This window comes from Streptomyces sp. NPDC050433, from assembly GCF_044458565.1.
Classification (GTDB): Bacteria; Actinomycetota; Actinomycetes; order Streptomycetales; family Streptomycetaceae; genus Streptomyces.
On the sequence record NZ_JBITIB010000032.1, the window covers coordinates 55,009 to 80,760 of the forward strand.

Below are 25,752 nucleotides of genomic sequence, written 5' to 3' on the forward strand. Positions count from 1 at the left end.
CCGCAGGTGTCAGGCACCAAGACGCGCAGTAGGGTGCCCGTCATGTCTCGCAGCATCAATCTCGCAGTGATCCCCGGTGACGGCATCGGCCAGGAGGTCGTGGCCCAGGGCCTGAAGGTCCTCGGCTCCGTGCTTCCGCAAGATGTGAAGCTGGAGACCAAGGAGTACGACCTCGGCGCCCGGCGCTGGCACCGTACCGGGGAGACCCTCCCGGACGCGGAACTCGCCGCGCTCAAGGCGCACGACGCGATCCTCCTCGGCGCCATCGGCGACCCGTCCGTGCCGTCCGGGATCCTGGAGCGAGGGCTGCTGCTGAAGCTGCGGTTCGCCTTCGACCACTATGTGAACCTGCGCCCGTCGAAGCTGTTCCCGAACCAGGCCACGCCGCTGGCCGGCCGTCCGGACATCGACTTCGTCGTCGTACGCGAGGGCACCGAGGGCCCGTACGCGGGCAACGGTGGTTCCCTGCGCACCGACACGCCCGCCGAGGTGGCCACGGAGGTCAGCCTCAATACGGCGTACGGCGTGGAGCGTGTCGTGCGCGACGCGTACGAGCGTGCCAACTCCCGCCCCCGCAAGAAGCTGACGCTGGTCCACAAGAACAACGTCCTCGTCTACGCGGGCCACCTCTGGAAGAGGATCTTCGACCAGGTCGGTCAGGAGTACCCCGACGTCTCCACCGACTATCTGCACGTCGACGCCGCGACGATCTTCTTCGTCACCCAGCCCGAGCGTTTCGACGTGATCGTCACCGACAACCTCTTCGGCGACATCATCACCGACCTCGCCGCTGCCGTGACCGGCGGAATCGGCCTGGCGGCGTCCGCGAACATCAACCCCGACCGGGTGTTCCCGTCCATGTTCGAGCCCGTCCACGGCTCGGCACCGGACATCGCGGGCCAGGGGAAGGCCGATCCCACGGCCACCATCCTCTCGGTCGCCCTGCTGCTGCGGCACCTGGCGTACGACGCCGAGGCCGCCCGTATCGAGGAGGCCGTCGCGGCCGACCTCACGGAGCGCGGCGGTGCGCCCCGTACGACCGACGAGATCGGTGACGCGCTCGTCGTACGAGTAGCGAGCTGACCCGCCGACGACTCTCACAGCCGCCGGGTCACAGCACCCGGCGGCTGTGCTTTGCGGCGACCGGGTGTCACCATCATCCGTAGGGCCGCATTCACCCCGTTTCATGCACCGTCCCGTCACGCGCGACAATCGTGGTGGGCCGCGGCGTGAGGGAAAGCTCGGACGTCCTAGTACCTGTAGCGGCGTGAGCGCGGTCCGTCACACACAACCGGTGAAGGACACGAATCATGACCACGCCCACGACCCCGTTGCCCACTCTGGCGCTCAAGCCCTCGTCGAATCCGCTGTCCGACGCGCAGCGCGAGGCGATCCTGGCCGCTCCCGGCTTCGGCCGCCACTTCACCGACAACATGGTGACCATCAGGTGGACGGAGGGCCGGGGCTGGCACGACGCGCAGCTCGTCCCGTACGGCCCGCTCTCCCTCGACCCGGCCAACATGACGCTGCACTACGCGCAGGAGATCTTCGAAGGGCTGAAGGCCTACCGGCGCCCCGACGGCACCGTCGCCACCTTCCGGCCCGAGGCCAACGCCCGGCGCTTCCAGGTCTCCGCGCGCCGCCTGGCGATGCCGGAGCTGCCGGTCGAGACGTTCATCGAGGCGTGCGACGCGCTGGTCCGGCAGGACGAGGCGTGGGTCCCGCCGCACGGCGGCGAGGCGTCGCTGTATCTGCGGCCGTTCATGATCGCGGCGGAGGTCGGGCTGGGGGTGCGGCCGGCCAACGAGTATCTGTTCCTGGTCATCGCCTCCCCGGCCGGCGCGTACTTCCCCGGCGGCGTGAAGCCCGTCTCCATCTGGCTCTCCGAGAACCGGGTGCGCGCCGTTCCCGGCGGCATGGGCGACGCCAAGACCGGCGGCAACTACGCGGCGTCCCTCCTCGCGCAGGCCGAGGCGGCGGCGGAGGGCTGCGACCAGGTCGCGTACCTGGACGCGGTGGAGCACAAGTGGGTCGAGGAACTGGGCGGGATGAACCTGTACTTCGTGTACGGGGACAAGATCGTCACTCCCGAGCTCACCGGCTCCCTGCTCGCCGGCATCACCCGTGATTCGCTGCTGAGGATGGCCGGTGATCTCGGCTACACGTCGCAGGAGCGCCGTATCTCCATCGACGAGTGGCGCGGTGACACCGGGAACGGGACCCTCACCGAGGTCTTCGCCTGCGGCACCGCCGCCGTCATCACGCCGGTCGGCCTCGTCAGGTCGGCGGGCGGTGAGTGGACGCAGTCGCACGGTGAGGTCACGTCGAAGCTGCGCGCGGCACTGCTGGACATCCAGACGGGCCGCACCGAGGACGTCCACGGGTGGATGCACCAGGTGGTCTGACGCCGCAGGGGCGGCGGCGCGGCAGCCGCAGCGACGGCGGCGACAACCGGTGTCTCCAGCACTGTGTGACCCGGCGGCAACGCCGTGTGCCCGCATCAGGTACAACGGACGGGTGACACCCACCGCACGCCGCCGCAACGCCGCGCCGCCCCGTGAGGCCGTACTCGCCGCCGCCATGGACACCATCGCCGGGCGCGGGCTCGACGGCCTCACCATGGCGGGGCTCGGACGCGACGTCGGGATGAGCAGCGGGCACCTCCTCTACTACTTCCGTACGAAGGACGAGCTGCTGCTCCAGACCCTGGAGTGGAGCGAGTCGCGGCTCGGCTCCGAGCGCAGGGGGCTGCTGTCCCGGCAGGTGACGGTGCGGGAGCGGCTGAACGCGTACGTGGACCTCTACGTCCCCTCCGGCCACCGCGATCCGCACTGGACGCTGTGGCTGGACGTCCGCAACCGCTCGCAGGACGCCGACGACGACTCCCGCGCCCGGCAGGCGGCGATCGAGCGGGCCTGGCACCGGGACCTGGTGGCGCTGCTCGCCGAGGGAATCTCGCGCGGTGAGCTGCGGGCCGTCGACCCGGACCGGTTCGCCGCCAGGCTGCGCGCGCTGCTCGACGGCTTCGGCGTGCATGTGGTGGTCGGCATACCGGGCACCGGCCGGGCCCAAGTCCTGGCACATGTTCGCGAGTTCATCGAGGACTCGCTGCTCTGAGCCGGTCGGGCACCACCCGCACCGCTCGCATCGTGAGACGGGGCTTCCACCGGAGAGCAAACGTGCCACACTTCTTTCGTGTTCTCGTTCGCCATGATTATGGGCAGCAGGCGCGCCGGTCCGCAGTGACCGCTACGTACGATCCCGTACGGAGCGGCCATCGTGCCCCAGACCCGCGCGCAGACCTCTCGCACCCGCGAGGGGTTTTTTCGTTTTCCGGCCCCACCCCGGCCGGAACGGGACGCTCGCGAAGACGGTGGCAGTGGAGCCAGACCCTCCATCACTCGACAGGAGTCACAGAGTCATGACCACAGATTCATCGGTCACCGACGACAGTTTCCATGTCTTCGACACCACGCTGCGCGACGGAGCCCAGCGCGAAGGCATCAATCTGACGGTCGCCGACAAGCTGACCATCGCGCGGCACCTGGACGACTTCGGGGTGGGGTTCGTCGAGGGCGGCTGGCCGGGCGCCAACCCGCGGGACACCGAGTTCTTCGCCCGTGCCCGCACCGAGATCGACTTCAAGCACGCCAAGCTCGTCGCCTTCGGCGCCACGCGCCGTCCCGGTGCCCAGGCCGCCGACGACCCGCAGGTCAGGGCGCTGCTCGAATCCGGCGCACCGGTGATCACACTCGTCGCGAAGTCACACGACCGGCATGTCGAGCTGGCGCTCCGTACGACCCTCGAAGAGAACCTGGCGATGGTCGCCGACACCGTCTCCCACCTGCGTCAACAGGGCAGGCGCGTCTTCGTCGACTGCGAGCACTTCTTCGACGGGTACCGCGCCAACCCCGAATACGCCAAGGCCGTCGTCAGGTCCGCCGCCGAGGCCGGCGCGGACGTCGTCATCCTCTGCGACACCAACGGCGGCATGCTGCCCGCCCAGATCCAGGCCGTGGTCGCCACGGTGCTCGCCGACACCGGCGCCCGGCTCGGCATCCACGCCCAGGACGACACCGGCTGCGCCGTCGCCAACACCCTCGCCGCCGTGGACGCGGGCGCCACGCACGTGCAGTGCACCGCGAACGGCTACGGCGAGCGCGTCGGCAACGCGAACCTCTTCCCCGTCGTCGCCGCCCTGGAGCTGAAGTACGGCAAGCGGGTACTGCCTGCGGGCGCACTCGCCGAGATGACCCGGATCTCGCACGCCATCGCCGAGGTGGTCAATCTGACCCCCTCCACCCACCAGCCGTACGTCGGCGTCTCCGCCTTCGCGCACAAGGCCGGACTGCACGCCTCCGCGATCAAGGTCGACCCCGACCTCTACCAGCACATCGACCCCGCACAGGTCGGCAACACCATGCGGATGCTCGTCTCCGACATGGCGGGGCGCGCCTCGATCGAGCTCAAGGGCAAGGAACTGGGCATCGACCTCGGCGACGACCGCGATCTGGTGGGCCGCGTCGTCGGCCGGGTCAAGGAGCGCGAACTCAAGGGCTACACGTACGAGGCGGCCGACGCCTCCTTCGAGCTGCTGCTGCGCGAGGAGGCCGAGGGCAGGGCGCGGCGCTACTTCCGTACGGAGTCGTGGCGCGCGATCGTCGAGGACCGCCCGGACGGCTCGCACGCGAACGAGGCGACCGTGAAGCTCTGGGCCAAGGGTGAGCGCATCGTCGCCACGGCGGAGGGCAACGGCCCCGTCAACGCGCTGGACCGGGCCATGCGGGTCGGACTGGAGCGCATCTACCCGCAGTTGGCGAAGCTGGAGCTGGTCGACTACAAGGTCCGCATCCTGGAGGGCAAGCACGGTACGGAGTCCACGACGCGGGTGCTGATCACCACGGGGGACGGGGCGGGGGAGTGGTCGACCGTAGGCGTCGGCGAGAACGTGATCGCCGCGTCGTGGCAGGCCCTGGAGGACGCGTACACCTACGGACTGCTGCGGGCCGGAGTCGAACCGGCCGAGTAGGCACGCGGAGACACGCGCAGACACGGGCACCTGGTCGCCGGGCCACTCGGTCACCTGGCCACCCGTCACCCGGCCACCTGGCACGGAAGCCACTTTCAGAACCTGAACGCATAACCGCCCCTCGGCCCCCAGGAGTTACCCCTCAAGCAATTTCGGCGTGAAGTCTTGACGACGTTGGTCTGGACCGGTTAACTCACCGCTCACATTGGAACCGGTTCCGGTACCGGTACCGGAACCGGTTCCAGCCAACGATTCGGAGGCCCTCCGATGCGTGTCACCATTGCCGATGTCGCCCGCGCGGCCGGTGTCAGCAAGACGACCGTGTCTCGGGTCATCAACACCAAGGGCGAGGTCGACGGCGGCACGGCCGCACGCGTCCGTGAAGTCATCGCATCTCTTGGATACGTACCCAGTTCGGGCGCCGTCGGACTGGCCCGCGGCAGCAGCCGTACGGTCGGGATGCTGGTGCCCTCACTGACCTGGCCGTGGATGGGCGAAGTCCTCCAGGGTGTCGTCGACACGGTGGAGGCCGCCGGCTACGGCCTGCTGCTCTTCACCTTCAACCGCGGCGCGGACTCGGTCGAGCGCTTCACCACCCAGGTCTCCGCGCGGGCCTTCGACGGATTGCTCGTCGTCGAACCCGAGAACACGCTCGACAAGATCATCGCCCTGAGCCGCAAGGGTCTGCCGGTCGTACTCATCGACGACCGCGGCAGTCATCCCGACGACTTTCCCTCCGTCGTGACCACCAATCACGAAGGAGGTGCGTCCGCCGCCCGCCATCTGCTCGCCGACGGACGCAGCAGACCCCTGGTCATCACAGGGCCGGCGCAGTTCGGTTGCGTACGTGACCGGCTCGGCGGCTTCCGGGAGATCCTCCCGACCGACCTGGTCGTGCTGGGGGACTTCACGGAGCTGTCCGGGCGCCTCGCCGTCGAGCAACTCCTCGCCGCCGGTACCCCGTTCGACTCCGTCTTCGCGCACAACGACATCAGCGCAGCGGGGGCGCTGCGGGCGTTGCGCGCGGCGGGACGGTCGGTGCCGGACGACATCGCCGTGGTCGGGTTCGACGACATCCCGATGGCCCAGCACACCGAACCGCCCCTGACGACCGTCCGCCAGCCCACGAGGCGGATGGGGGAGACGGCGGCGCGGATGCTGCTCGGGCGCTTGGGAGGGACGACCGCCTCGGACGAACCGGTCGTCCTTCCAACGGAGTTGGTCGTACGTCAGTCGGCACCGCTGTCGGCATCGCGGTCGGCGGCGAACTCAGTGACGCCCCCCGTCGCCACGTCCCCGAAGCACGCCGTCGCGCCCGCCGGCTCCGTGTCCGCGTAACACAGGTTTCCGTACGCATCACCTGGTTCACCGTCAGAACAGCACCGCCGCAAGGCCGCACAGCCGTAATCCGGGTACACCAGCACACCCGTACACCCGCACGCAGCACCTGGTAACGCACACGCACCACACCCGGTCCAGGTCCCAGTCCCACGGGCCCGCCGTCCCTCAGAGCTGCCATTCCCTTCCTGGAGTCGCCATGTCCGCACACCGCAAGCTCCGGGCGCTGGCCGCCGCCACCGTCGTGGCCGCGCTCGCCGCCGGATGTTCCTCGGCCAACTCGGATGCCAACCGGTCATCAGGCGGCGCCTCCGGCGTCCTCACCATCGGTATGCCGAACGGCCCGCAGACCAACAACAGCAACCCGTTCCTCGGCACCTCCGCCGGTGCCTCGCTCGGCTACCGATACATGATCTACGAGCCCCTGGTCATGCCGAACGACGTCCGCCCCGAGAAGAAGGGGACGCCATGGCTGGCGACCGAATGGACGTGGGAGTCGAACTTCACGAAGCTCACCTTCACCCTCGACGACCGGGCCAAGTGGTCGGACGGCAAGAAGCTCACTGCCGAGGACGTGGCCTTCACGTTCGAGATGATCAAGAAGTACCCGGCGCTCAACGGCTACGGCATCGCCTACGACGGCATAGCCGTGGAGGGCGACAAGGTCGTCCTCACCTTCAAGGACTCGCAGTTCGTCAACCAGAGCAAGATCGAGCGCACGTTCGTCGTGCCGAAGCACATCTGGGAGAAGGTCAAGGACCCGGCGACGTGGCCCAACCGGGAGCCGCTGGGCTCGGGGCCGTACAAGCTCAAGACGTTCACGCCGCAGACCACCACGCTCGACACCACGTCCTCCTACTGGAAGGGCAAGACGCAGGTGAAGGAGCTCCGCTTCACCTCGTACAACGACAACAGCGCGCAGACCACCGCACTCGCCAACGGCAAGGCCGAGTGGTCGTTCGTGTTCATGCCGAACTACAAGCAGTTGTACGTCGCCAAGGACCCCAAGAACAACAAGCTCTGGTTCCCCTCCGGGCTCGGCATCCACGGCCTGTGGTTCAACACCACGAAGGGCGCGCTCGGTGACCCCGCGCTCCGCAAGGCGATGGCGATGGTGATCGACCGCAAGGCAATTCACATCCAGGCGCAGGCCACGCTCTACCCGGAGATCACCAACCCGACCGGCATCCCGCTGCCCGCCGGTGAGTCCTTCCTCGCCCCCGAGTACAAGGGCGCCACGATCAAGCCCGATGTCGCCGGGGCCAAGAAGGTGCTGGACGAGGCGGGTTACACCCTCGACGGCGACGTCCTGAAGGACCCGGACGGCAAGGCCGTGAAACTGACCTTCACCGACCCCTCCGGCTGGAACGACTACATCACGGGGCTGTCCATCATCAAGGACAACATCAAGCCCCTGGGAATCGAGGCCAAGGTAAAAACGCAGACCGCCGAGGCGTGGACCGCCGACGTCTCCAACGGCAACTTCGACGCCACGCTGCACTGGACCAACTCCGGTGCCACGCCGTACGACATGTACGCGAACATCATGGACGGCGCCCTGCTCCAGCCCATCGGCAAGAGCGCACCGCTCGGCAACTTCGGCCGGTTCGACAGCCCCGAGGCGACGAAGGCGCTCAAGGAGTACGCGAACGCGACCGAGGACTCGGCGCGCACCACGGCGCTGAACACGCTCCAGAAGATCATGGTCGACGAGGTCCCGATGATCCCGACGGCGGCGGCGCCCATCGGTGCGGAGTACTCCACGAAGAACTGGGTGGGCTGGCCGACGGAGGCCGACCCGTACGGCCCGCCGCAGCCGACCCAGCCCAACGCGCTGGACGTCGTACTGCACCTCAAGCCCGCGAAGTGACGAGGCCGGCCGATGACCAACCACGACCGTGACCCCGCCGAGAACGGCTCCACACAGGACAGCCAGGGCCACAGCGACAGCGCCGGCGACGGCGCCGCCGGCGACATCGTGCTCGAAGCGCGCGGCGTCACCAAGCACTTCCCCGTCAGACGGACCGTCGGCGACCTCGTCGGCCGCCGGCAACGCACCGTCCACGCCGTCGACGACGTCTCGCTGCGCCTGCGGCGCGGCAGCGTCACGGCGCTGGTCGGGGAGTCGGGGTCGGGCAAGTCGACGGTGGCCCGGCTGCTGTCACAGCTGTATCCGCTCACCGCGGGTGAGATACGGCTCGGCGGCACCCCGGTCAAGGCTGGTCGCGGCCGGTCCTTCCGGGCGTATGTGAAGCAGGTCCAGCTGATCTTCCAGGACCCGTTCGCCTCGCTCAATCCCGTGCACACGGTGCGCTACCACCTCACCCGCTCGCTGAAGATCCACGGTAAGCAGGCCACCGAGGCCCAGGCGTGCGAACTGCTGGAACGCGTCCAACTGCTGCCACCTCTTCAGTACTTGGACAAATTCCCGCACGAGCTGTCCGGGGGCCAGCGCCAGCGCGTCGCCATCGCGCGGGCGCTGGGCGCCGACCCCCGGGTGCTGCTGGCCGACGAGCCCGTCTCGATGCTGGACGTCTCCATCCGGCTCGGCGTACTCAACCTGCTGCGTGACCTCAAGGAGCGCCTGCACCTCGCGATCCTCTACATCACGCACGACATCGCGTCCGCGCGGTACTTCGCGGACACGACGCTGGTGATGTACGCCGGCCGGATCGTGGAGGGCGGCGACAGCGAGACCGTCACCCAGCAACCCGCGCACCCTTATACCCAGTTGCTGATCGCCTCGGCCCCCGACCCCGACCGGATCGCGGACGAGGAGGACCAGGAGGAGACCGGAAGCGGCGAGCCCCCCTCACTCATCTCCCCGCCGGAGGGCTGCCGCTTCCACCCCCGCTGCCCCAAGGCGATGGAGCGCTGCCGCACCGAACTGCCGCCCCGTTTCGCACTCGACGACGGCCAGTGGGCGGCGTGCTGGCTGTACGAGGACCGCCCCGTCGCCGAGGCCTTCCCCGGCGCTCCCGGCGCTCCCGGCACCCCCGAGCCCACCGCGAGCACGACGGAGGTGGCGGCGAAGTGAAGTTCGTCCTCCAGCGGATCCTCTTCTACGTCATCACGGCGTGGGCGGCGATCACCATCAACTTCCTCATCCCGCGGCTGATGCCCGGCGACCCGGTGCAGGCCCTGATCGCCCGCTTCCAGGGCCAGCTCGACACCAGCGCGATCGCCTCCCTCAAGGCCCTCTTCGGCCTCGACAAGGAGCGCTCGCTCTGGCAGCAGTACACCGACTACTGGGGCCAGTTGTTCCAGGGCGACCTCGGGCTCTCCTTCACCTTCTTCCCGACGCCCGTCAGCGAGGTCATCTCGCAGTCGCTGCCCTGGACGCTGGTGCTCGTCGGCCTCACCACCCTGATCAGCTTCCTGCTCGGCACCGGCATCGGGGTCTACAGCGGCTGGCGGCGCGGCTCCTGGATGGACAGCCTGCTTCCCGTCACGACGTTCATCTCCTCGATCCCGTACTTCTGGCTCGGGCTCATCGCCATCGCCCTGTTCGCCGTGAAGTGGCCGATCTTCCCGGCCGCCGGCGGCTACGACAGCTCGCTCGTGCCCGCCTTCGACGTGCCGTTCATCTCCAGCGCGCTCTACCACGGCTTCCTGCCCGGCATCACGATCATCCTCAGCGCCATCGCCGGCTGGATCCTCGGCATGCGCAACATGATGGTGACCGTCTCGTCCGAGGACTACGTCATGGTGGCGCAGGCCAAGGGGCTCTCCGAGCGCCGCGTGATGTTCTCGTACGCCGCGCGCAACGCGATCCTCCCCAACATCTCCGGCTTCGCGCTCTCGCTCGGCTTCATCGTCGGCGGCACGCTACTGGTGGAGATGGTCTTCTCCTATCCGGGCATCGGCTATCAGCTCTTCCAGGCCGTCGGCGCCAAGGACTATCCGCTGATGCAGGGCGTCTTCCTGATCATCACGCTGTCCGTGCTCGCGGCCAATCTGCTCGCGGACATGGTCTATCTGTTCCTCGACCCGCGCACCCGGAAGGAGGCCTGAGCCATGTCCATCCCCGCGACAGAGGTCGCCGTACTCGACGCGGCTCCGGCGTCCACCCCCTCCAAACGAGCCAGGCTGCGCTTCCTGCGCGGCGGCAAGACCCTCGTCGGGCTCTCGATCCTGGGGTTCTTCACCCTGCTCGCGATCATCGGCCCGTGGATCGCCCCGTACGACCCCGACATGATGAGCGACAAACTGCTCCAACCGCCGTCGGGCGACCACTGGTTCGGCACCACGCAGACCGGTCAGGACGTGCTGTCGCAGATCCTCGTCGGCACACGGGGCGTGCTCCTGGTGGGCTTCGTCGCAGGCTTCTTCGCGACGGTGCTGTCCGTGCTGATCGGTGTCACCTCCGGGTTCCTCGGCGGCGTCATGGACGAGATCCTCTCGGCGCTGTCCAACATCTTCCTTGTCATCCCGGCGCTGCCGCTGATCATCATCATCGCCAGCTTCGTCTCCGACACGGGCGACCTGCTGATCGCCGTCGTCATCGCCTTCACGTCGTGGGCCTGGGGCGCGCGGGTGCTGCGCGCCCAGACCCTCTCGCTGCGCAAGCGCGACTACGTCGAGGCGGCGCGAGCGACCGGCGAACCGACGTGGCGGATCATCGGCTTCGAGATCATGCCGAACCTCACCGCCGTGATCGCGTCCGGCTTCGTCGGCACCGTCATCTTCGCCATCCTGCTGGAGATCACCCTCGCGTTCATCGGCGTGGCCGACATCTCCAACTGGAACTGGGGCACCGTCCTGTTCTGGGCCCAGTCCAACCAGGCTCTCGCGCAAGGCGCGTGGTGGTGGTTCGTCCCCGCCGGGCTCTGCATCGCCCTCCTCGGCACCGCGCTCGCGCTGATCAACTTCGGCATCGACGAGTTCGTGAACCCGCGGCTGCGCACCGAGACCGGCTCCTCGCGGAAGATCCGTATGCGGGTCGGCTTCACGCCGGTGGCGCGTACGGACCGTACGGACGGGGCCACCGGTACGAACGGGGCCGCGTCGTCCGAAGTCGTGGCCGGCGGTGCGAACGGCAGCGGCCCCGCCAAGGTGACCCCGCACGACCGCACGCCCGACAAGGAGCCCCGCCCATGACGACCGGACGCCCCGTCCTCACCATCAGCGGCCTCAATGTCGATTACGGCACCGGCCCCGGCGCCGTCCACGCGCTGCGCGACATCGACCTGACCCTGCACCGCGGCGAAGTCCTGGGCCTCGCCGGCGAGTCGGGCTCAGGCAAGTCCACGCTCGCCTACGCCGTGACCCGGCTGCTCTCCCCGCCCGGCGTGATCACCGGGGGCGACGTGCACTACCAGCCGCCGCAGGACGGCGCCGCCCCGGTGGACCTGCTGGCGCTCACGCCGCAGGAGTTGCGCGCTTTCCGCTGGCAGGAGCTGTCGATCGTCTTCCAGGGCGCGATGAACTCCCTCAACCCCGTGCACACGGTGCACAGTCAGCTCACCGACGTCCTCAAGGCGCACCGTCCGGACATGAGACCGGCCGAGCGCACGGCGCGGGCGGAGGAGCTGCTGACCCTGGTCGGTATCTCCCGCGACCGGCTCGGCGCGTTCCCGCACCAGCTCTCGGGCGGGATGCGCCAGCGCGTGATGATCGCGATGGCGCTCGCGCTGGAGCCCGAGATCGTCATCATGGACGAACCGACCACCGCGCTCGATGTGGTGATGCAACGTCAGATCCTGCGCAAGCTCGTCGCGCTCCGCGAGGAGCTGGGCTTCTCGGTCGTCTTCATCACCCACGACATCTCGCTGCTGATCGAGTTCTCGGACCGGATCGCGATCATGTACGGCGGCCGGATCGTCGAGGAGGCCGGCGCCGCCGAGATCTACCGCGACCCCCGTCACCCGTACAGCGACGGGCTGCTCCACTCCTTCCCCGCGCTGCACGGACCCCGCAGAGAGCTGTCCGGCATCCCCGGCTCGCCGCCGCACCTGACGGCGATGCCGACGGGCTGTGCCTTCCATCCACGCTGCGGCAAGGCGTTCGACCCGTGCGCCGAGCACGTACCGGTGCTGGCCGCGCCGGACGACGCACCCGAACGCACCGTGGCGTGCTGGCTGCACCGCTCGCCCCCCGCCCCGGAGTCCGGCCCCGAAGCAGGGGACGCGGAAGCGGCCGGGGACATGTCGGCGGCGCGCTCCGGCTGATCGTCCCCGCGCCCCTCCCACTGCCTCACCGCCCGCCGCCCGCCCGTCTCGCCCCCCCACCCGCCTCGTGCTCCGCGCCCGCGCCCCGCCCGTGCCGTGCGCTCACCCAGGAACCAGGAGACCTATGAACGCCACCCCCACCCCCGTCCAGGACCTCAGCCGTCCCGTCACGGCGATCAAGGGCCTGCCCGCCGACTTCCGTTGGGGCGTCGCCACCTCCGCCTACCAGATCGAGGGAGCGGCGGCCGAAGACGGCAGGACCCTCTCGATCTGGGACACCTTCTGCCGGGTTCCCGGCGCCGTGGAGGGCGGTGAGCACGGCGACGTGGCGTGCGACCACTACCACCGGATGCCGCAGGACGTGGAGCTGATCGCGGGGCTCGGCGTCGACACGTACCGCTTCTCGCTCGCCTGGCCGCGCATCCAGCCCGGCGGGCGCGGGCCGGGCAACGCGAAGGGCCTGGACTTCTACAAGCGCCTCGTCGACGAGCTGCACGGCAGGAACATCACTCCGTGGATCACGCTCTACCACTGGGACCTGCCGCAGGAGTTGGAGGACGCGGGCGGGTGGCCGGCGCGTGACACGGCGTACCGCTTCGCCGACTACGCGGCGATCGCCTACGACGCGCTCGGCGACCGCGTCGAGCACTGGACCACGCTGAACGAGCCCTGGTGCTCCGCCGTCCTCGGCTACGACGCGGGCGTCCACGCCCCCGGCCGTAAGGATTTCGGCGACTCGATCCGCGCCGTGCACCACCTCCTGCTCGGCCACGGCCTCGCCTCGCGGCGCATCCGCGACGCCGCCGGCGCCAACCCGCTCGAACTCGGCATCACCCTCAACCTCGGTACGGCCACGCCCGAGACCGACAGCGAGGCGGACAGCGAGGCCTGCCGCCGCGCCGACGGCCAGGGCCGTCGCCTCTACCTCGACCCGCTGGTGCACGGCCGCTACCCCGAGGACGTCGTCGCCGACCTGGCGCTGCGCGGCGCCGAACTGCCCGTCCAGGACGGCGACCTGGAGATCATCGCCAATCCGCTGGACGTCCTCGGCGTCAATTTCTACCGGGGCGCGCTCTTCTCCGGCGTCACCGAGAACGGTGCCCCGGTGGACGAGAACGGGCTGCCCGTGACCCGCGGCGTGCCCCGTGACCTGCCCCGTACCGCGATGGACTGGGAGATCACGCCGACCGAGCTCACCGACCTCCTCGTGGGCCTCCAGGAGGACTACGCCGTCCCCACCGTCATCACCGAGAACGGGGCGGCCTTCGACGACACCGTCGCCGCCGACGGCTCCGTCCCGGACGCGGACCGGACCGCGTACCTCGCGGACCACCTCGCGGCCGTCGCCGAGGCGCGTGCGCGGGGCGCCGACGTACGCGGCTACTTCGCCTGGTCGCTGATGGACAACTTCGAGTGGGCGTACGGCTACGACAAGCGCTTCGGCATTGTCCGCGTCGACTACGACACCCAGGCCAGGACCCTCAAGGACAGCGCCAAGTGGTACCGCGACACGATCGGACTCACCCGCGAGGCGCGATAGGCCCCACCGGACCCCGGCTCTCCCCCAGTACTCCGCATGAGTGACGCACCCTGGGGCCCCTCACCCTGGGTGCGTAACTCGTTCCGCCCTGCACCGCCGTCGCCGTCCCCGCGGTTCGCGCGGCCCGTGTGCCGCGCCTGGTGTTCTCGGGCTGTCATATTTCGACCACTCCGGATCATGTCGCCCTCCGGTACCGTCGTGATATGAGGACGAGGCTGATCACCACTCTGTCCGGGTTGCTGCTCGCCTTCACGGGCGCCGCCGTCGTCGCGGCGCCGGGCGCGCAGGCAGCCACCGGCCCCGATGCCGTGGCCGAGGCCTTCAAGAAGGGCCCGGTCTATGTCGACCCCCGCGCCTCCGACCAGCTCTCCCGGTCGGACGCCGCCGCGCTGACGAAGAAGATCAAGGACGCGGACAAGCCCGTCTTTGTCGCCGTCCTGCCGCAGACCGCCGATTTCGATCCGGACAACACCCTGCTGAACAGGCTCAGGACCACGACCGGGGTGTCCGGCGTGTACGCCGTCCGCCTCGGTGACAAGTTCGACGCAGCCGCCGACGCCCGCGTCCTGCCGCCGGACGCAGTCCGTGCGATCACCGACGGTGTGAAGGGCACCGGCCCCGTCGCCGCGTCGACGGAACTCGGCAACTTCGTGGACCAGGCACTCGCCGAGTCCCGCGGCCAGGCGCCCGCGGGCTGGAACACGTCCTCCGGCGACGGCACCGACAGCGGAAGCGCGGCGACCGGGCTGATCACGCTCGGCGGCATCGTGGTGCTGGGCGGCGCCGGTGTGTACGCGGTGCTGCGCCGCGACCGCCTCCGTAAGGAGGCGCGCGACAGGCAGGCCCTCGACAAGCTCCGGGTCGTCGTGGACGAGGACATCACCGCCTTCGGCGAGGAACTCGACCGGCTCGACTTCCATCCGGGCGAGAAAGGCGCCGACGACGCGATGCGCGCGGACTACGAGAGCGCGCTGGACGCGTATGAGAAGGCGAAGTCCCTCATGGACGGGGCCCGGCGCCCGGACGATGTGCGCGGGGTGACCGAGGCTCTGGCGGACGGCCGTTTCTCGCTCACCGCGCTGGCCGCGCGCCGACAGGGCGCGCCGGTCCCGGAGCGCCGTTCACCGTGCTTCTTCGACCCCCGGCACGGTCCTTCCACGAAGGACGTGGACTGGTCACCGCCACCGGCCGGAGCGGTCCGGTCGATCCCCGTCTGCGCGGCCGACGCGGCGCGCCTTGAGGACGGCGACGACCCCATGACGCGGATGGTGCAGACCGAGTACGGCCCGCGCCCGTACTACGACGCGGGGCCCGCGTACGGCCCCTGGGCCGGCGGCTACTTCGGCGGCGGCGTGCTCCCCGCCCTGCTGGTGGGCACCATGCTCGGCACCGTCCTGACCACCCCCGCCTACGCGGCGGACTACGGAGGCGGCGACTACACCGGCTACGACGGCGGCTCGGGCGGTGACGTCGGCTCCGGCGGTGGATTCGACGGAGGCGGCTTCGGTGGGGGAGGGGACTTCGGAGGCGGCGGCGGTTTCGACGGGGGCGGCTTCTGACAGGTGACGCCTGGTGTCACGTACGCCTGGTGTCATGTACGTCTGCGCCGTCCGCCGCGCGCTCCTGACGTGCGGCCCGGTCAGGCGGCCTGCGGCTGGTTCTTGATCGCCGAGATGTCGAAGACCAGCTTCACCTTGTCGCTGACGACCACGCCGCCGGTCTCCAGCGCGGCGTTCCAGGACAGGCCCCAGTCCGAGCGCGAGATCGTGGCACTGCCCTCGAAGCCGACGCGCTCGTTGCCGTACGGGTCGGTCGCCTTGCCGTTGAACTCCAGGTCGATGGTGAGCGGCTTGGTGACGTCCTTGATGGTCAGGTCACCGGTGATGCGGTAGTCGTCGCCGCCCACCTGCTCGGCGCCGGTGGAGCGGAAGGTCATCTTGGGGAACTTCTCGGCGTCGAAGAAGTCCGCGCTGCGCAGGTGCCCGTCGCGGTCGGGGGCGCCGGTGTCGATGCTCTCGATCTCCACGTCGATCGACGCGGAGGAGTTCTCCGGCTTCGATCCGTCCAGGCTCAGCGTGCCCTCGTGCTTGCTGAAGGAGCCGCGGACATTGGTGACCATCGCGTGGCGCACGGTGAAACCGATGCTGCTGTGCGACGGGTCGATGGTGTAGTCACCGGTCAGCTCGGCAAGCTCGGGGCTGACCGCCGTCGCGGTGGCGGAGTCGGTCGCGGACTTGCGGTTGAAGAGTGCCATGATTTCTCCCGGTACATGGTTGTTTAGCTTTCAAGCACCTTCACGGTAGTCCTATCTCGTTCAAAGTTCAACATCTTCGTCGATCGTCCGCCGATCGGGTGACCCTGCTCGTGCGCGAACGCGTCCGGGAGCGCACGACAGTGCCCCGCCACCCCCCTCCGGAGGAGGGAGATGACGGGGCACCGCCGGTCCGGCGTCGCGGCTCAGGAACCGACCGACACGGTGAAGCGCACCGGGTTGCCGTCGTGCGCCGCGCCCGAGACGTCCGGCTCACCGTCCGGCCGTACGTCGTCGTACGGGAACGCGTACCCGATCGGGGTGTTCGCGTGCAGGACCCGCGCCCAGTGGTTGGTGGACGGGTCCTTGTAGTAGTCCGCCGCCGTGGCACCGTTCGGCTGGTCGGGATGGGTGAGCAGCGTCGAGCGGTTGAACGCCGCCGCCAGCCGGGCGAGGAGGGCCTTCTTGTCGTCCGAGTCGGCCGGGTTGTTGGTGAAGGGGCCGTGGTTGCAGGTGAAGATGTCCTTCGACGTCGGCTTGGTGAAGGTGTGGCCGCCGGCGAAGGTGAGCGTGTCGCCGCTGACCCGGCCGGCCAGCACGCCGCGCCCGCCCTGGAGATCGATCTTGAGGTCCTCGGCGGCGTACTTCTGCCAGACCTTGTCGATGTAGCCGTTGAACACGTCCCTGAAGGGCATCTCCCCGGGCCGGTCGAAGTACGGCGCCATCGCGTTCTGCGGCGCGATCACCCGCAGGACCTGGCCGTCGGCGCCGCGCGTGATCAGCTTGTCCCACGGCTGCCCGTCGGCCGCCGCCTGCGCGGTAAGACCGTCCGCGATCTTCTGCAGGGCGCCCTCGGGGAGCGGGGCGACCTCGTGCGTGGCGTCGCCCTCCAGGGTGATCCCGATGGGCAGCGCGGTCACCAGGTCGACGTAGCTGATGTTCGAGTACAACTGCTGTGGGTTGAAGGTGAACTCCGCGAACGACCAGGTACGCCCGTAGTTGGGGTCGTCCTCGCTCGCGAACGCCGGCTCGACCAGCGACGGACCCGGATTCAGGAAGAAGTCCAGCGTGTCGTCGCGTACGAAGTAGACGCGCGCGCCGTACATCTGAGGCAGCGTCAGCTTCACGGCCGCGCCGCCCGCCGCGCCCAGCGGAATGGCACAGTCGACCGGCAGCGGGGTGTTGGGCTCGGCGGGCGACTCCGGCTTGTACACGCTGCCGTCGGCACGGAGCAGCACCCAGCGGTCGGTGCCCTGCTCGTGGCCGGTGACGTACGCGTTGACCGAGCCGGGCAACGACTTGTTCACCAGGGCGAGTTCACAGGTGTCGGCGGCGGCCGAGGCGCGGGGGCTGAGAGCGCTTCCCCAGGCGGGGTAGGTGAGCGCCGTGGCCGCGGCGGCCGTACCGGTCAGAAACATTCTGCGCGATATCACGGATGTTCTCCTGAGATGTGGGGGGAACGCGGCGCGGTACGTGGGGGCGCGCCTACGTCTGCGCCCCACTCTCGCCACGTGTCCAGGACGCGTCAAGAGTTGTGACTGAGAGCGCTCTCAATCGTTTGGGAGTCTTCACAACCTGACGCCGGCCGCTCACCCGCCGCCACCCCCGGCCATCGGCCGAACGGCCGACCGGCCCCCCGTCGGTTCCCCAGACTTCCCATCGACCTCCCGTCGACTTCCGGCCGACCTCCGATCGACTTCTGACTGACATCTGGAGGAATCTCACAAGCGCCAAGGGCCCCGAACTGTCGACTCGCCCCGCGTCCACCCCGGTTCTGTCCAGCCCCACCAGGAATCCGGGCAGGAGACTGTGTGGAGTCGACGGCGGCATTTACGCTCGGTTGTTCGTAGGGTCGGTACATGACCGTTGTGGACCAGACGCCGAGTGAGCCCGTCGACGCCCGTGGGCGCGTGGCCGAGCTGCACTCGCTGCGGGGGCAGGCGCTGAGCGGCCCGAGCGACCGCGCGACCGAGGCACAGCACGCCAAGGGCAAGCTGACGGCTCGCGAGCGCATCGCGCTGCTGCTCGACGAGGGCTCGTTCAGAGAGGTCGAGCAGCTGCGCAGGCACCGGGCCACCGGCTTCGGCCTGGAGGCCAAGAAGCCGTACACGGACGGGGTGATCACCGGCTGGGGGACGGTCGAGGGCCGCACGGTGTTCGTGTACGCGCACGACTTCCGGATCTTCGGCGGCGCCCTGGGCGAGGCCCACGCCACCAAGATCCACAAGATCATGGACATGGCCATCTCGGCCGGTGCCCCGCTCGTCTCGCTGAACGACGGCGCGGGCGCCCGTATCCAGGAGGGCGTCTCCGCCCTCGCCGGTTACGGCGGCATCTTCCAGCGCAACACCCGCGCCTCCGGTGTCATCCCGCAGATCAGCGTGATGCTGGGCCCGTGCGCCGGCGGCGCCGCCTACAGCCCGGCCCTCACCGACTTCGTGTTCATGGTCCGCGAGACGTCGCAGATGTTCATCACCGGACCCGACGTCGTCAAGGCGGTCACGGGCGAGGAGATCACCCAGAACGGACTCGGCGGCGCGGACGTGCACGCCGAGACGAGCGGCGTCGCGCACTTCGCGTACGACGACGAGGAGACGTGCATCGCCGAGGTCCGCTACCTGCTGGCGATGCTCCCCTCCAACAACCGCGAGAACCCGCCCGCCGCCGAGTCCGACGACCCGGCCGATCGCCGCTCCGACGTGCTGCTCGACCTGGTCCCGGCCGACGGCAACCGCCCCTACGACATGCGCAAGGTCATCGAGGAACTCGTCGACGACGGCGACTTCCTGGAGATCCACGAGCGCTGGGCCACCAACATCATCTGCGCGCTGTCCCGGCTCGACGGCCAGGTCGTCGGCATCGTCGCCAACCAGCCGCAGTCCCTCGCGGGCGTCCTGGACATCGAGGCCTCCGAGAAGGCCGCACGCTTCGTGCAGATGTGCGACGCCTTCAACATTCCGATCGTGACCCTGCTGGACGTACCCGGCTTCCTGCCCGGCGTCGACCAGGAGCACGGTGGCATCATCCGCCACGGGGCGAAGCTGCTCTACGCGTACTGCAACGCCACCGTGCCGCGGATCTCGCTCATCCTGCGCAAGGCGTACGGGGGTGCTTACATCGTCATGGATTCCCAGTCCATCGGCGCCGACCTCACCTATGCCTGGCCGACCAACGAGATCGCGGTGATGGGCGCGGAAGGCGCCGCCAACGTCATCTTCCGCAAGCAGATCGCCGACGCCGAGGACCCCGAGGCCATGCGCGTACGCATGGTGAAGGAGTACAAGGCCGAGCTGATGCACCCGTACTACGCCGCGGAGCGCGGTCTGGTCGACGACGTCATCGACCCGGCCGAGACCCGCGAGGTCCTCGTCTCGGCCCTCGCGATGCTCCGTACGAAGCACGCCGACCTGCCGTCCCGCAAACACGGCAACCCCCCGCAGTGAGCCCGCGCACGACGCCGCCGCCCACCTGCCGAGAAGACGGAGACACGAGCCCGATGAACGATTCCGCCGACAACTCCCCGCTCCGCGCGGACGACTCCCTGCTCCGCGTCGAGAAGGGCCAGGCAGGCCCCGAGGAGCTGGCCGCCATCACCGCCGTCCTCATGGCGCGCGCCGCGGCCCGCCCCTCCGCGGACGCCGCCTCGGCCCACCGTGGCCGCTCCACGGCCGGCTGGCGCCGCCTGGAGCGCACGCCGGGCTTCCGGGCCCCGCACAGCTGGCAAGGCTGAACTCAGGCGCTCCAGCGGCCGTACAGCGACGCGAGAGCCCCGCGAGAGTGTCCCGAGAGCCCCGCACGGACCACCGTGCGGGGCTCTCGCGCTGACAACGGGGCCCGTGACGGCGCGCGAAGGCGGCGGCCCCGCACTCCGAGGAGTGCGGGGCCGCCGCCTTTCACGTCCGGGCGCGCGGCCCGTTGACGCTCAACGAAGTCGTGCCATGAGTGCGTGTTCGACGAGGGTGATGAGTCCGCTCTTGGCGTCGGCGCGGTGCCGGGCGTCGGTGGTGATGATGGGGGTGTCCGGGCCGATCTGGAGTGCTTCGCGTACTTCGTCGGGGGTGTAGGGCTGGTGTCCGTCGAAGCCGTTGAGGGCGATGACGAAGGGGAGCCCGGAGTTCTCGAAGTAGTCGACGGCGGGGAAGCAGTCGGCGAGGCGGCGGGTGTCGACGAGGACGACGGCGCCGATGGCGCCGCGTACGAGGTCGTCCCACATGAACCAGAAGCGGTCCTGTCCGGGGGTGCCGAACAGGTACAGGATCAGGTCCTGGTCGAGGGTGATGCGGCCGAAGTCCATGGCCACGGTGGTGGTGGTCTTGTCTCCGGTGTGGGTGAGGTCGTCGATGCCGGCGGAGGCGCTGGTCATGACGGCTTCGGTACGCAGCGGGTTGATCTCCGAGACGGCGCCGACGAACGTGGTCTTGCCCACGCCGAATCCGCCCGCCACCACGATCTTCGCGCTGGTGGTTGAGCGGGCTGCACCGCCGCTAGAGCTTGCGAAGTCCACTGAGCACCCTTTCGAGCAGTGTCACATCTGGTTGGCCCCCGGCGGTCTCGTCGCCGCCGGGTTGGTGAATGGCGACAAGTCCGGCCTCCGCCAGGTCGGCTACGAGGATCCGGGCGACGCCCAGGGGGATGGAGAGCAGTGCCGAAATCTCGGCAACCGATTTGATCTCGAAACAGAGTCGGCAGATCCGCTGGTGCTCGGGCAACTGCCCTTGCAGCCGGGACGGATCGGCCGTCGTGCTGACCAGTGCCTCGATGGCGAGCTGGTACCGCGGGCGCGTCCGGCCGCCGGTCATGGCGTACGGACGTACCAACGGGTTGTGCGCGGCGTGCTCCGGCTCCTGGTGACGCCTCGGCTGGACCGGCTGGACCCGGGGCGGCTGCCCGCCGTACGAGGGCTGCTGTCCGTACGGCTGTTGCTGCCCCTGACCGTACGACTGCTGTTGTCCGTACGGCTGTTGCGGCTGCTGGTAGGTCTGGCCCTGAGGATGATACGGCTGCCCGCCGCCGTCCCACTGCCCGCCCTGACCGCCGTTGCCGCCCGGCGTGGAGGGGGAGTTGAAGTGGTTCCGGGCACGCTCGCCCGGAACCTGTCGGCCACCCTCGTAGGGATGTCCGCCTGGGGGTGTCGCCACCGTTTCCTCCTCCGACTCCGGTCGCCGGTAACTTTTCTGTGGAGCCGCGCCACCGAACCCTATGGTGCGGTGGCGCGAAACGCACTGTCTGTCTGTTAGTTGAGAAGACTTCCCTGGAGTTCGGCGCGCAGGTCCGGCGTCAGCACCGTCCCCGCCCGGTCGACGAGCAGAGCCATTTCATAGCCCACCAGGCCGATGTCGGCCTCGGGGTGCGCGAGGACGGCCAGCGAGGAGCCGTCGGAGATGGACATCAGGAAGAGGAACCCGCGGTCCATCTCCACGACGGTCTGGGTGACGGCACCGCCCTCGAAGATCCTGGAGGCCCCGGCGGTCAGCGAGGTCAGACCGGAGGCGACGGCCGCCAGTTGGTCGGCGCGGTCCCGCGGGAAACCCTCGGACATGGCCAGCAGGAGTCCGTCGGCGGAGACCACCACGGTGTGGGACACCCCGGGGGTGTGGTCCACGAAATTGGTGATCAACCAGTTGAGATTCTGCGCCGCCTGGCTCATCGGGCTCACACTAACGCTCCTGGTTGTAGGTACTGCCCGGGCCTCGGCCCGGTCCGTTCGTGTCCGTCCCCGTAGTTCCCGCGTTTCCTGCGTTTCCTGCGTTCCCCGTATTGCCCGCCCCCGCGTTGCGGCCCCGCTGGACGCCGCGCCGCAAGTTGCTCAGCCTGCCACGTACATCCTCCGGCGCCCGCGAGACCTGAGGGCCGTTCTGTGGCGTCGACTCCGCGGTTCCCTCGATCAGGTTGGCCTTGGGAACGCGCCGGGGGAGCCCCGACGGGGTGATCCCGCCGGCCTTCGGCTCGCGGAGCTTCTCGGCCCGCTGCCAGCGGTCGTCGTTCGTCGAACGCCATTCGTCGGGGCCGTTCGCGTCACTGTGCCCGTTCTGCGGCTGCGCGGCTGTCGGTGCGTACGTCTCGTCGGTCTCGTTCGTCTGCTGTGTCTCGGCGGTCGGTGTCTGCTGATCGGAAGCCCGCACCGGCCGCACCGGCGGGGCGGCCGACGGGGAGGTCCGGCCGAAGAGATCGGTCTGACCGCTGTCGTATCCGTTCTGCTGTCCGTCGTCCCCACCGGTGGTCTGCCACGACTGGGGCTTCGGAGGCTGCGGAGTGCCGCCACGGCGCGGCAGCCCCGCTCCGGTCAGTGTGTGACTGGCGCTCGGGGAGGGTCCCGGACGTTCGAATTCTACGCGTTCCGGAGTGCCCGCGGCAGCGCCGTCGGAGGATTCCGATTCGGGCTGCCGATCCGGCGCGAACCCACCCTGGTAGCCGCTTCGGTCACTCCAGCCACCCTGGTTGACCTGGGGAGTGAAGAGGCTGTCGTAGCCCGCCCCGTCCGGCCGAGGAGCCTCGTACGCCCCTTCCGGGTACGCGCCGCCCAGCGGGTCCCGCTGCTGCGGGTAGCCGTCGGGGGTCGCGTACGCGTCGTACCCCGCGCCCCCGTACGTCTGCCCGCCGTCGACGCCGCCCTCGGGGGTGGGGTAGCCGTTCTGGTCGTACGACGCCTCCTGGGGCGCGTACTGCCCGCCGGCCTCCTCGCGGTACTGCCCGTCGACCTGGTCGCCGTAGAGCGGCTGCCCGCCGCCGGGCAGGGCCGCGGCGGCGCCGTCGCCACCGCCCAGCGCCGCACGGCGCTCGTCGCGCATGAGGGAACGGTTCACCGGGTCGAGACTGCGCGCGTCCCCCGCCCCGGCACCGGCACCGGCCCCAGCCCCTTCGTCGTATCGGGAGTCGTCGAAGCCGAGTTCGGCCGCCGTCAGCATGGGCGTCGAGAGCGCCCGCGACTCCGGCTCGAACGTCGCGGCCTGCTGCTCCGGAATGATCTGCGAGACCGTGAAGTCGTCCGGCGGCTGCTGTTCACCGCCCCCACCGTGGGTGATCGCATCCGGGAGCATGACCAGCGACGTGGTGCCCGCCTGCTCCCCCGAGGGCCGCAGCTGCACCCGTACGCCGTGCCGGTCGGCCAGCCGGCCGACCACGAACAGGCCCATGCGCTGGGACACCGCGGCGTCCACGGTGGGCGGGTTGGCCAGCTTGTGGTTGATGTCGGCGAAGTCCTCGGCGGTGAGGCCGATGCCCTTGTCGTGGATCTCGATCATGACGCGGCCGTCGGGCAGCCGCGTCGCGGTCACCCGCACCTTGGTCTGCGGTGACGAGAACGTGGTGGCGTTCTCCAGCAGCTCGGCGAGCAGGTGCACGAGGTCGGTCACGGCCTGGCCGTGGATGTCGGTCTCCGGCACGCCGGTCAGCTCGATGCGCTCGTAACTCTCCACCTCGGAGGACGCGGCGCGCAGCACGTCGACCAGCGGCACCGGCTGGTTCCAGCGGCGGCCCGGCTCCTCACCGGCGAGGACCAGCAGGTTCTCGCCGTTGCGGCGCATACGGGTGGCGAGGTGGTCCAGCTTGAAGAGGTTCTCCAGCTGCTCGGGCTCGGCCTCGTGGTTCTCCAGCTCGGTGATCAGGGTCAGCTGGCCCTCGATCAGCGACTGGTTGCGCCGTGACAGGTTGGTGAAGATCGCGTTGACGTTGCCCCGGAGCATGGCCTGCTCGGCGGCGAGCCTGACCGCCTCGCGGTGCACCTGGTCGAAGGCGCGCGCGACCTCGCCGATCTCGTCCCTGGAGTCGATCGGGATGGGCTGGACGCGGGTGTCGACCCGGCCGGGCTCGGTACGGGACAGCTGGTCGACCAGCATCGGCAGCCGCTGCTCGGCGATGCCGAACGCGGCCGTACGGAGCTGGCGCATGGACCGGCTCATCTGCCGCGCCATCATCCCGGCCAGCACGAAGGCGGCCAGCAGGGCGATCAGCACGATCGCGCCGTTGATGACCGCGTCGTTCCTGGCGCTGTCGGAGATCTGCGCGGCGTCGCTGACGGCGTTGTCGACCAGGTCCTTCTCGATGACCGTGTAGCCGTCGAACTTGGCGGTCGTCGCGGCCATCCACGCCGTGGGGGTGACGCCGCGCTCCTCCAGCTGGGAGGGGCTGTCACCGGTGGCGATCGCGGCGACCATGCCGTCCACCACCGAGCCGTCCTGGGCCGGCGGGGCGATGAACTTCTCGCCCGCCGCCGCGGCCTGCTGCCGCGCCGTCGCGAGCTTCTTGGCGCCCTCGGCGGCCTTCTCGGCCATGATCTTCTGGAGCTTGGTCGTGTCCGCGTCCGTACCGCCGGAGACGTACTCGGCGACCGCGATGTCCTCCAGGTAGGCGTACGAGGAGAACGCGATCGACTGGCCCGACCTGACGGCCGGCTTCTCGCTCGGCCGCACCAGCAGATGCGTACCGATGGAGCGCTGGAGCGAGGAGGCGGCCTTGGAGAGCTGGATGGCGTAGACGGTGCGGCCGTAGCTGGTGATGTTGCCGGTGCCCAGGCCCAGCTCGTTGGAGAACTCCATGAGGGAGTGCTGGACCAGCACGTACCCCTCTTCGGTCGCCACCGGGCCGCCGTTGCGGCCGGTTTTGTCGGGCGTCTCGACGCCCGCCGTGTACGCAGTCTTGCGGATCGTCTCCAGCTTCGGCTCCTCGGCGCGGAACAGGCGCAGCCGCCGCTCCAGGCCCTGGTCCTGCGGCATCGACTCGACGGCGCGGTCGAACGTGGCCTTCGCCGCGTCCGTGGCCGCCCGGGCGTCCACGACAACCTTGTCGTCACGCTTGTTCGTCAGCAGGGGCTGGGCGGTGAGGTCGCGCTCGTTGAGCAGGGCCTGGCCGTACCCGGAAGCGGCCCGGACGATAAGCGCGGTCCGCTCCGCGTCCTGCGCCTCCTGCCACGTGTCGATGGAGCCCTTGACCTGGAAGCCGCCCATGACGAGGCCGACGAGCACGGGTATCAGGAGGATCGCGTTGAGCCGAGTGGGCACCCGCCAGTTGCGTGGCGACAGCCGGCTGGTGCTGCCGGGTGCCGGAGGCTTCCCTGGCGCGTCCGCAGGCGGCGCCGCCGTACGCCGCGGCGGGGTGAAGTTGCCCCGCGCCGCCTGCTCCGCGGAGCTCGTCTTGCTACGCCTCACTCGACCAACAACCTCTCGGCGTCGGCACCTACGTTGTGCCGTTTTTCGTACAGGGCCGTGCTACTCGGGAGTTCATCGAATTCCAGCACGTGAGGCGGCCCCGTTCCAAACAGTCGGAATCAGCCATACCGAGTGGTCCATACCGCAGATGAAACGGATATAAAGAGCGAACGCCACCAAAAGGCGAGGTTGATGTGAGCGCAGCGATACCAGCCGAACGCGTCGGGTGTCCGAGCGGCGTGAATTCTCTTCTCAAACGTTATGAACACCGGCGTGGGCTA

19 protein-coding genes and 1 pseudogene are annotated in these 25,752 nt (G+C 69.5%); 14 read left to right on the forward strand and 6 right to left on the reverse strand.

All coding sequences use genetic code 11. The annotated features are described in order from the left end of the window. The first annotated feature begins 42 nt into the window (after positions 1-42). From ACIBLA_RS30945 to ACIBLA_RS31000, 12 genes and pseudogenes are all read left to right on the forward strand, one after another. Positions 43-1,083 (forward strand): 3-isopropylmalate dehydrogenase, encoded by a 1,041-nt coding sequence (locus ACIBLA_RS30945; RefSeq protein ID WP_399200533.1) that lies wholly within the window; start codon positions 43-45, stop codon positions 1,081-1,083. Between the two features lie 227 nt (positions 1,084-1,310). Next, positions 1,311-2,405, forward strand: a complete 1,095-nt coding sequence (locus ACIBLA_RS30950) for a branched-chain amino acid aminotransferase (RefSeq protein WP_399200534.1) — start codon at positions 1,311-1,313, stop codon at positions 2,403-2,405. A gap of 112 nt (positions 2,406-2,517) precedes the next feature. Further along, positions 2,518-3,117, forward strand: coding sequence for a TetR/AcrR family transcriptional regulator (locus ACIBLA_RS30955; RefSeq protein ID WP_363242541.1), 600 nt, complete (start codon positions 2,518-2,520; stop codon positions 3,115-3,117). A gap of 304 nt (positions 3,118-3,421) precedes the next feature. Next, the gene (gene cimA, locus ACIBLA_RS30960) at positions 3,422-5,029 is read left to right on the forward strand and encodes a citramalate synthase (RefSeq protein WP_363242540.1); all 1,608 of its coding nucleotides are present in this window, start codon (positions 3,422-3,424) and stop codon (positions 5,027-5,029) included. A gap of 267 nt (positions 5,030-5,296) precedes the next feature. Continuing rightward, positions 5,297-6,271: pseudogene (locus ACIBLA_RS30965) on the forward strand (LacI family DNA-binding transcriptional regulator); the annotation flags it as partial. A 295-nt stretch (positions 6,272-6,566) separates the two neighbouring features. Then, positions 6,567-8,237: an ABC transporter substrate-binding protein gene (locus ACIBLA_RS30970; RefSeq protein WP_363242539.1), complete on the forward strand. Its 1,671-nt coding sequence runs from the start codon at positions 6,567-6,569 to the stop codon at positions 8,235-8,237. Positions 8,238-8,249: 12 nt separating this feature from the next. After that, entirely contained in the window at positions 8,250-9,404 is a 1,155-nt protein-coding gene (locus tag ACIBLA_RS30975; RefSeq protein WP_399200535.1) for an ABC transporter ATP-binding protein, read from the forward strand. Continuing rightward, on the forward strand, positions 9,401-10,381 hold the full coding sequence (locus ACIBLA_RS30980; protein ID WP_363242537.1) for an ABC transporter permease: 981 nt from the start codon (positions 9,401-9,403) through the stop codon (positions 10,379-10,381). The genes ACIBLA_RS30975 and ACIBLA_RS30980 overlap by 4 nt, the downstream gene beginning before the upstream one ends. 3 nt (positions 10,382-10,384) lie before the next feature. After that, on the forward strand, positions 10,385-11,467 hold the full coding sequence (locus tag ACIBLA_RS30985) for an ABC transporter permease (RefSeq protein ID WP_399200536.1): 1,083 nt from the start codon (positions 10,385-10,387) through the stop codon (positions 11,465-11,467). Next, a complete protein-coding gene (locus tag ACIBLA_RS30990; protein WP_363242535.1) occupies positions 11,464-12,537 on the forward strand; it encodes an ABC transporter ATP-binding protein in 1,074 nt (357 codons plus the stop codon). Before ACIBLA_RS30985 ends, ACIBLA_RS30990 begins: the two co-directional genes overlap by 4 nt. A gap of 124 nt (positions 12,538-12,661) precedes the next feature. After that, positions 12,662-14,077, forward strand: coding sequence for a GH1 family beta-glucosidase (locus ACIBLA_RS30995; RefSeq protein WP_399200537.1), 1,416 nt, complete (start codon positions 12,662-12,664; stop codon positions 14,075-14,077). Positions 14,078-14,280: 203 nt separating this feature from the next. After that, positions 14,281-15,636 (forward strand): hypothetical protein, encoded by a 1,356-nt coding sequence (locus tag ACIBLA_RS31000; RefSeq protein ID WP_399200538.1) that lies wholly within the window; start codon positions 14,281-14,283, stop codon positions 15,634-15,636. Positions 15,637-15,716: 80 nt separating this feature from the next. Here ACIBLA_RS31000 and ACIBLA_RS31005 read toward each other — a convergent pair whose 3' ends face one another. Together ACIBLA_RS31005 and ACIBLA_RS31010 are read right to left on the reverse strand one after the other, a co-directional pair. Next, a complete protein-coding gene (locus ACIBLA_RS31005; RefSeq protein WP_363242532.1) occupies positions 15,717-16,331 on the reverse strand; it encodes a YceI family protein in 615 nt (204 codons plus the stop codon). Between the two features lie 203 nt (positions 16,332-16,534). Beyond that, positions 16,535-17,746: a glycoside hydrolase family 64 protein gene (locus ACIBLA_RS31010; protein WP_363242572.1), complete on the reverse strand. Its 1,212-nt coding sequence runs from the start codon at positions 17,744-17,746 to the stop codon at positions 16,535-16,537. A 441-nt stretch (positions 17,747-18,187) separates the two neighbouring features. Here ACIBLA_RS31010 and ACIBLA_RS31015 point away from each other — a divergent pair, with 441 nt between their 5' ends. Beyond that, the gene (locus ACIBLA_RS31015) at positions 18,188-19,771 is read left to right on the forward strand and encodes an acyl-CoA carboxylase subunit beta (protein WP_363242531.1); all 1,584 of its coding nucleotides are present in this window, start codon (positions 18,188-18,190) and stop codon (positions 19,769-19,771) included. A 53-nt stretch (positions 19,772-19,824) separates the two neighbouring features. Then, on the forward strand, positions 19,825-20,058 hold the full coding sequence (locus tag ACIBLA_RS31020) for an acyl-CoA carboxylase subunit epsilon (protein ID WP_363242530.1): 234 nt from the start codon (positions 19,825-19,827) through the stop codon (positions 20,056-20,058). A gap of 192 nt (positions 20,059-20,250) precedes the next feature. On the opposite strand, the gene ACIBLA_RS31025 is transcribed toward ACIBLA_RS31020, so the two are convergent. The 4 genes from ACIBLA_RS31025 to ACIBLA_RS31040 all read right to left on the reverse strand — a co-directional run bounded on the left by ACIBLA_RS31025 (position 20,251) and on the right by ACIBLA_RS31040 (position 25,471). Then, positions 20,251-20,832: an ATP/GTP-binding protein gene (locus ACIBLA_RS31025; protein WP_031229389.1), complete on the reverse strand. Its 582-nt coding sequence runs from the start codon at positions 20,830-20,832 to the stop codon at positions 20,251-20,253. Then, positions 20,813-21,466 carry a DUF742 domain-containing protein gene (locus ACIBLA_RS31030; RefSeq protein ID WP_363242529.1) on the reverse strand — a complete coding sequence of 218 codons (654 nt, stop codon included), beginning with the start codon at positions 21,464-21,466 and terminating at the stop codon, positions 20,813-20,815. The genes ACIBLA_RS31025 and ACIBLA_RS31030 overlap by 20 nt, the downstream gene beginning before the upstream one ends. A 95-nt stretch (positions 21,467-21,561) precedes the next feature. Further along, positions 21,562-21,975 carry a roadblock/LC7 domain-containing protein gene (locus tag ACIBLA_RS31035; protein WP_078079450.1) on the reverse strand — a complete coding sequence of 138 codons (414 nt, stop codon included), beginning with the start codon at positions 21,973-21,975 and terminating at the stop codon, positions 21,562-21,564. A 10-nt stretch (positions 21,976-21,985) separates the two neighbouring features. Next, on the reverse strand, positions 21,986-25,471 hold the full coding sequence (locus ACIBLA_RS31040; protein ID WP_399200540.1) for a nitrate- and nitrite sensing domain-containing protein: 3,486 nt from the start codon (positions 25,469-25,471) through the stop codon (positions 21,986-21,988). Positions 25,472-25,752 lie beyond the last annotated feature (281 nt).

What these genes read in the sequence shown, in the direction of transcription:
- ACIBLA_RS30945 (WP_399200533.1), top strand. Translation starts at nt 43, where the DNA reads ATGTCTCGCAGCATCAATCTCGCAGTGATCCCCGGTGACGGCATCGGC.
- ACIBLA_RS31000 (WP_399200538.1), top strand. Translation starts at nt 14,281, where the DNA reads ATGAGGACGAGGCTGATCACCACTCTGTCCGGGTTGCTGCTCGCCTTC.
- ACIBLA_RS31015 (WP_363242531.1), top strand. Translation starts at nt 18,188, where the DNA reads ATGACCGTTGTGGACCAGACGCCGAGTGAGCCCGTCGACGCCCGTGGG.
- ACIBLA_RS30985 (WP_399200536.1), top strand. Translation starts at nt 10,385, where the DNA reads ATGTCCATCCCCGCGACAGAGGTCGCCGTACTCGACGCGGCTCCGGCG.
- ACIBLA_RS30950 (WP_399200534.1), top strand. Translation starts at nt 1,311, where the DNA reads ATGACCACGCCCACGACCCCGTTGCCCACTCTGGCGCTCAAGCCCTCG.
- ACIBLA_RS31020 (WP_363242530.1), top strand. Translation starts at nt 19,825, where the DNA reads ATGAACGATTCCGCCGACAACTCCCCGCTCCGCGCGGACGACTCCCTG.
- cimA (WP_363242540.1), top strand. Translation starts at nt 3,422, where the DNA reads ATGACCACAGATTCATCGGTCACCGACGACAGTTTCCATGTCTTCGAC.
- ACIBLA_RS30995 (WP_399200537.1), top strand. Translation starts at nt 12,662, where the DNA reads ATGAACGCCACCCCCACCCCCGTCCAGGACCTCAGCCGTCCCGTCACG.
- ACIBLA_RS30970 (WP_363242539.1), top strand. Translation starts at nt 6,567, where the DNA reads ATGTCCGCACACCGCAAGCTCCGGGCGCTGGCCGCCGCCACCGTCGTG.
- ACIBLA_RS31005 (WP_363242532.1), bottom strand. Translation starts at nt 16,331, where the DNA reads ATGGCACTCTTCAACCGCAAGTCCGCGACCGACTCCGCCACCGCGACG.
- ACIBLA_RS30975 (WP_399200535.1), top strand. Translation starts at nt 8,250, where the DNA reads ATGACCAACCACGACCGTGACCCCGCCGAGAACGGCTCCACACAGGAC.
- ACIBLA_RS31010 (WP_363242572.1), bottom strand. Translation starts at nt 17,746, where the DNA reads ATGTTTCTGACCGGTACGGCCGCCGCGGCCACGGCGCTCACCTACCCC.
- ACIBLA_RS31035 (WP_078079450.1), bottom strand. Translation starts at nt 21,975, where the DNA reads ATGAGCCAGGCGGCGCAGAATCTCAACTGGTTGATCACCAATTTCGTG.
- ACIBLA_RS30990 (WP_363242535.1), top strand. Translation starts at nt 11,464, where the DNA reads ATGACGACCGGACGCCCCGTCCTCACCATCAGCGGCCTCAATGTCGAT.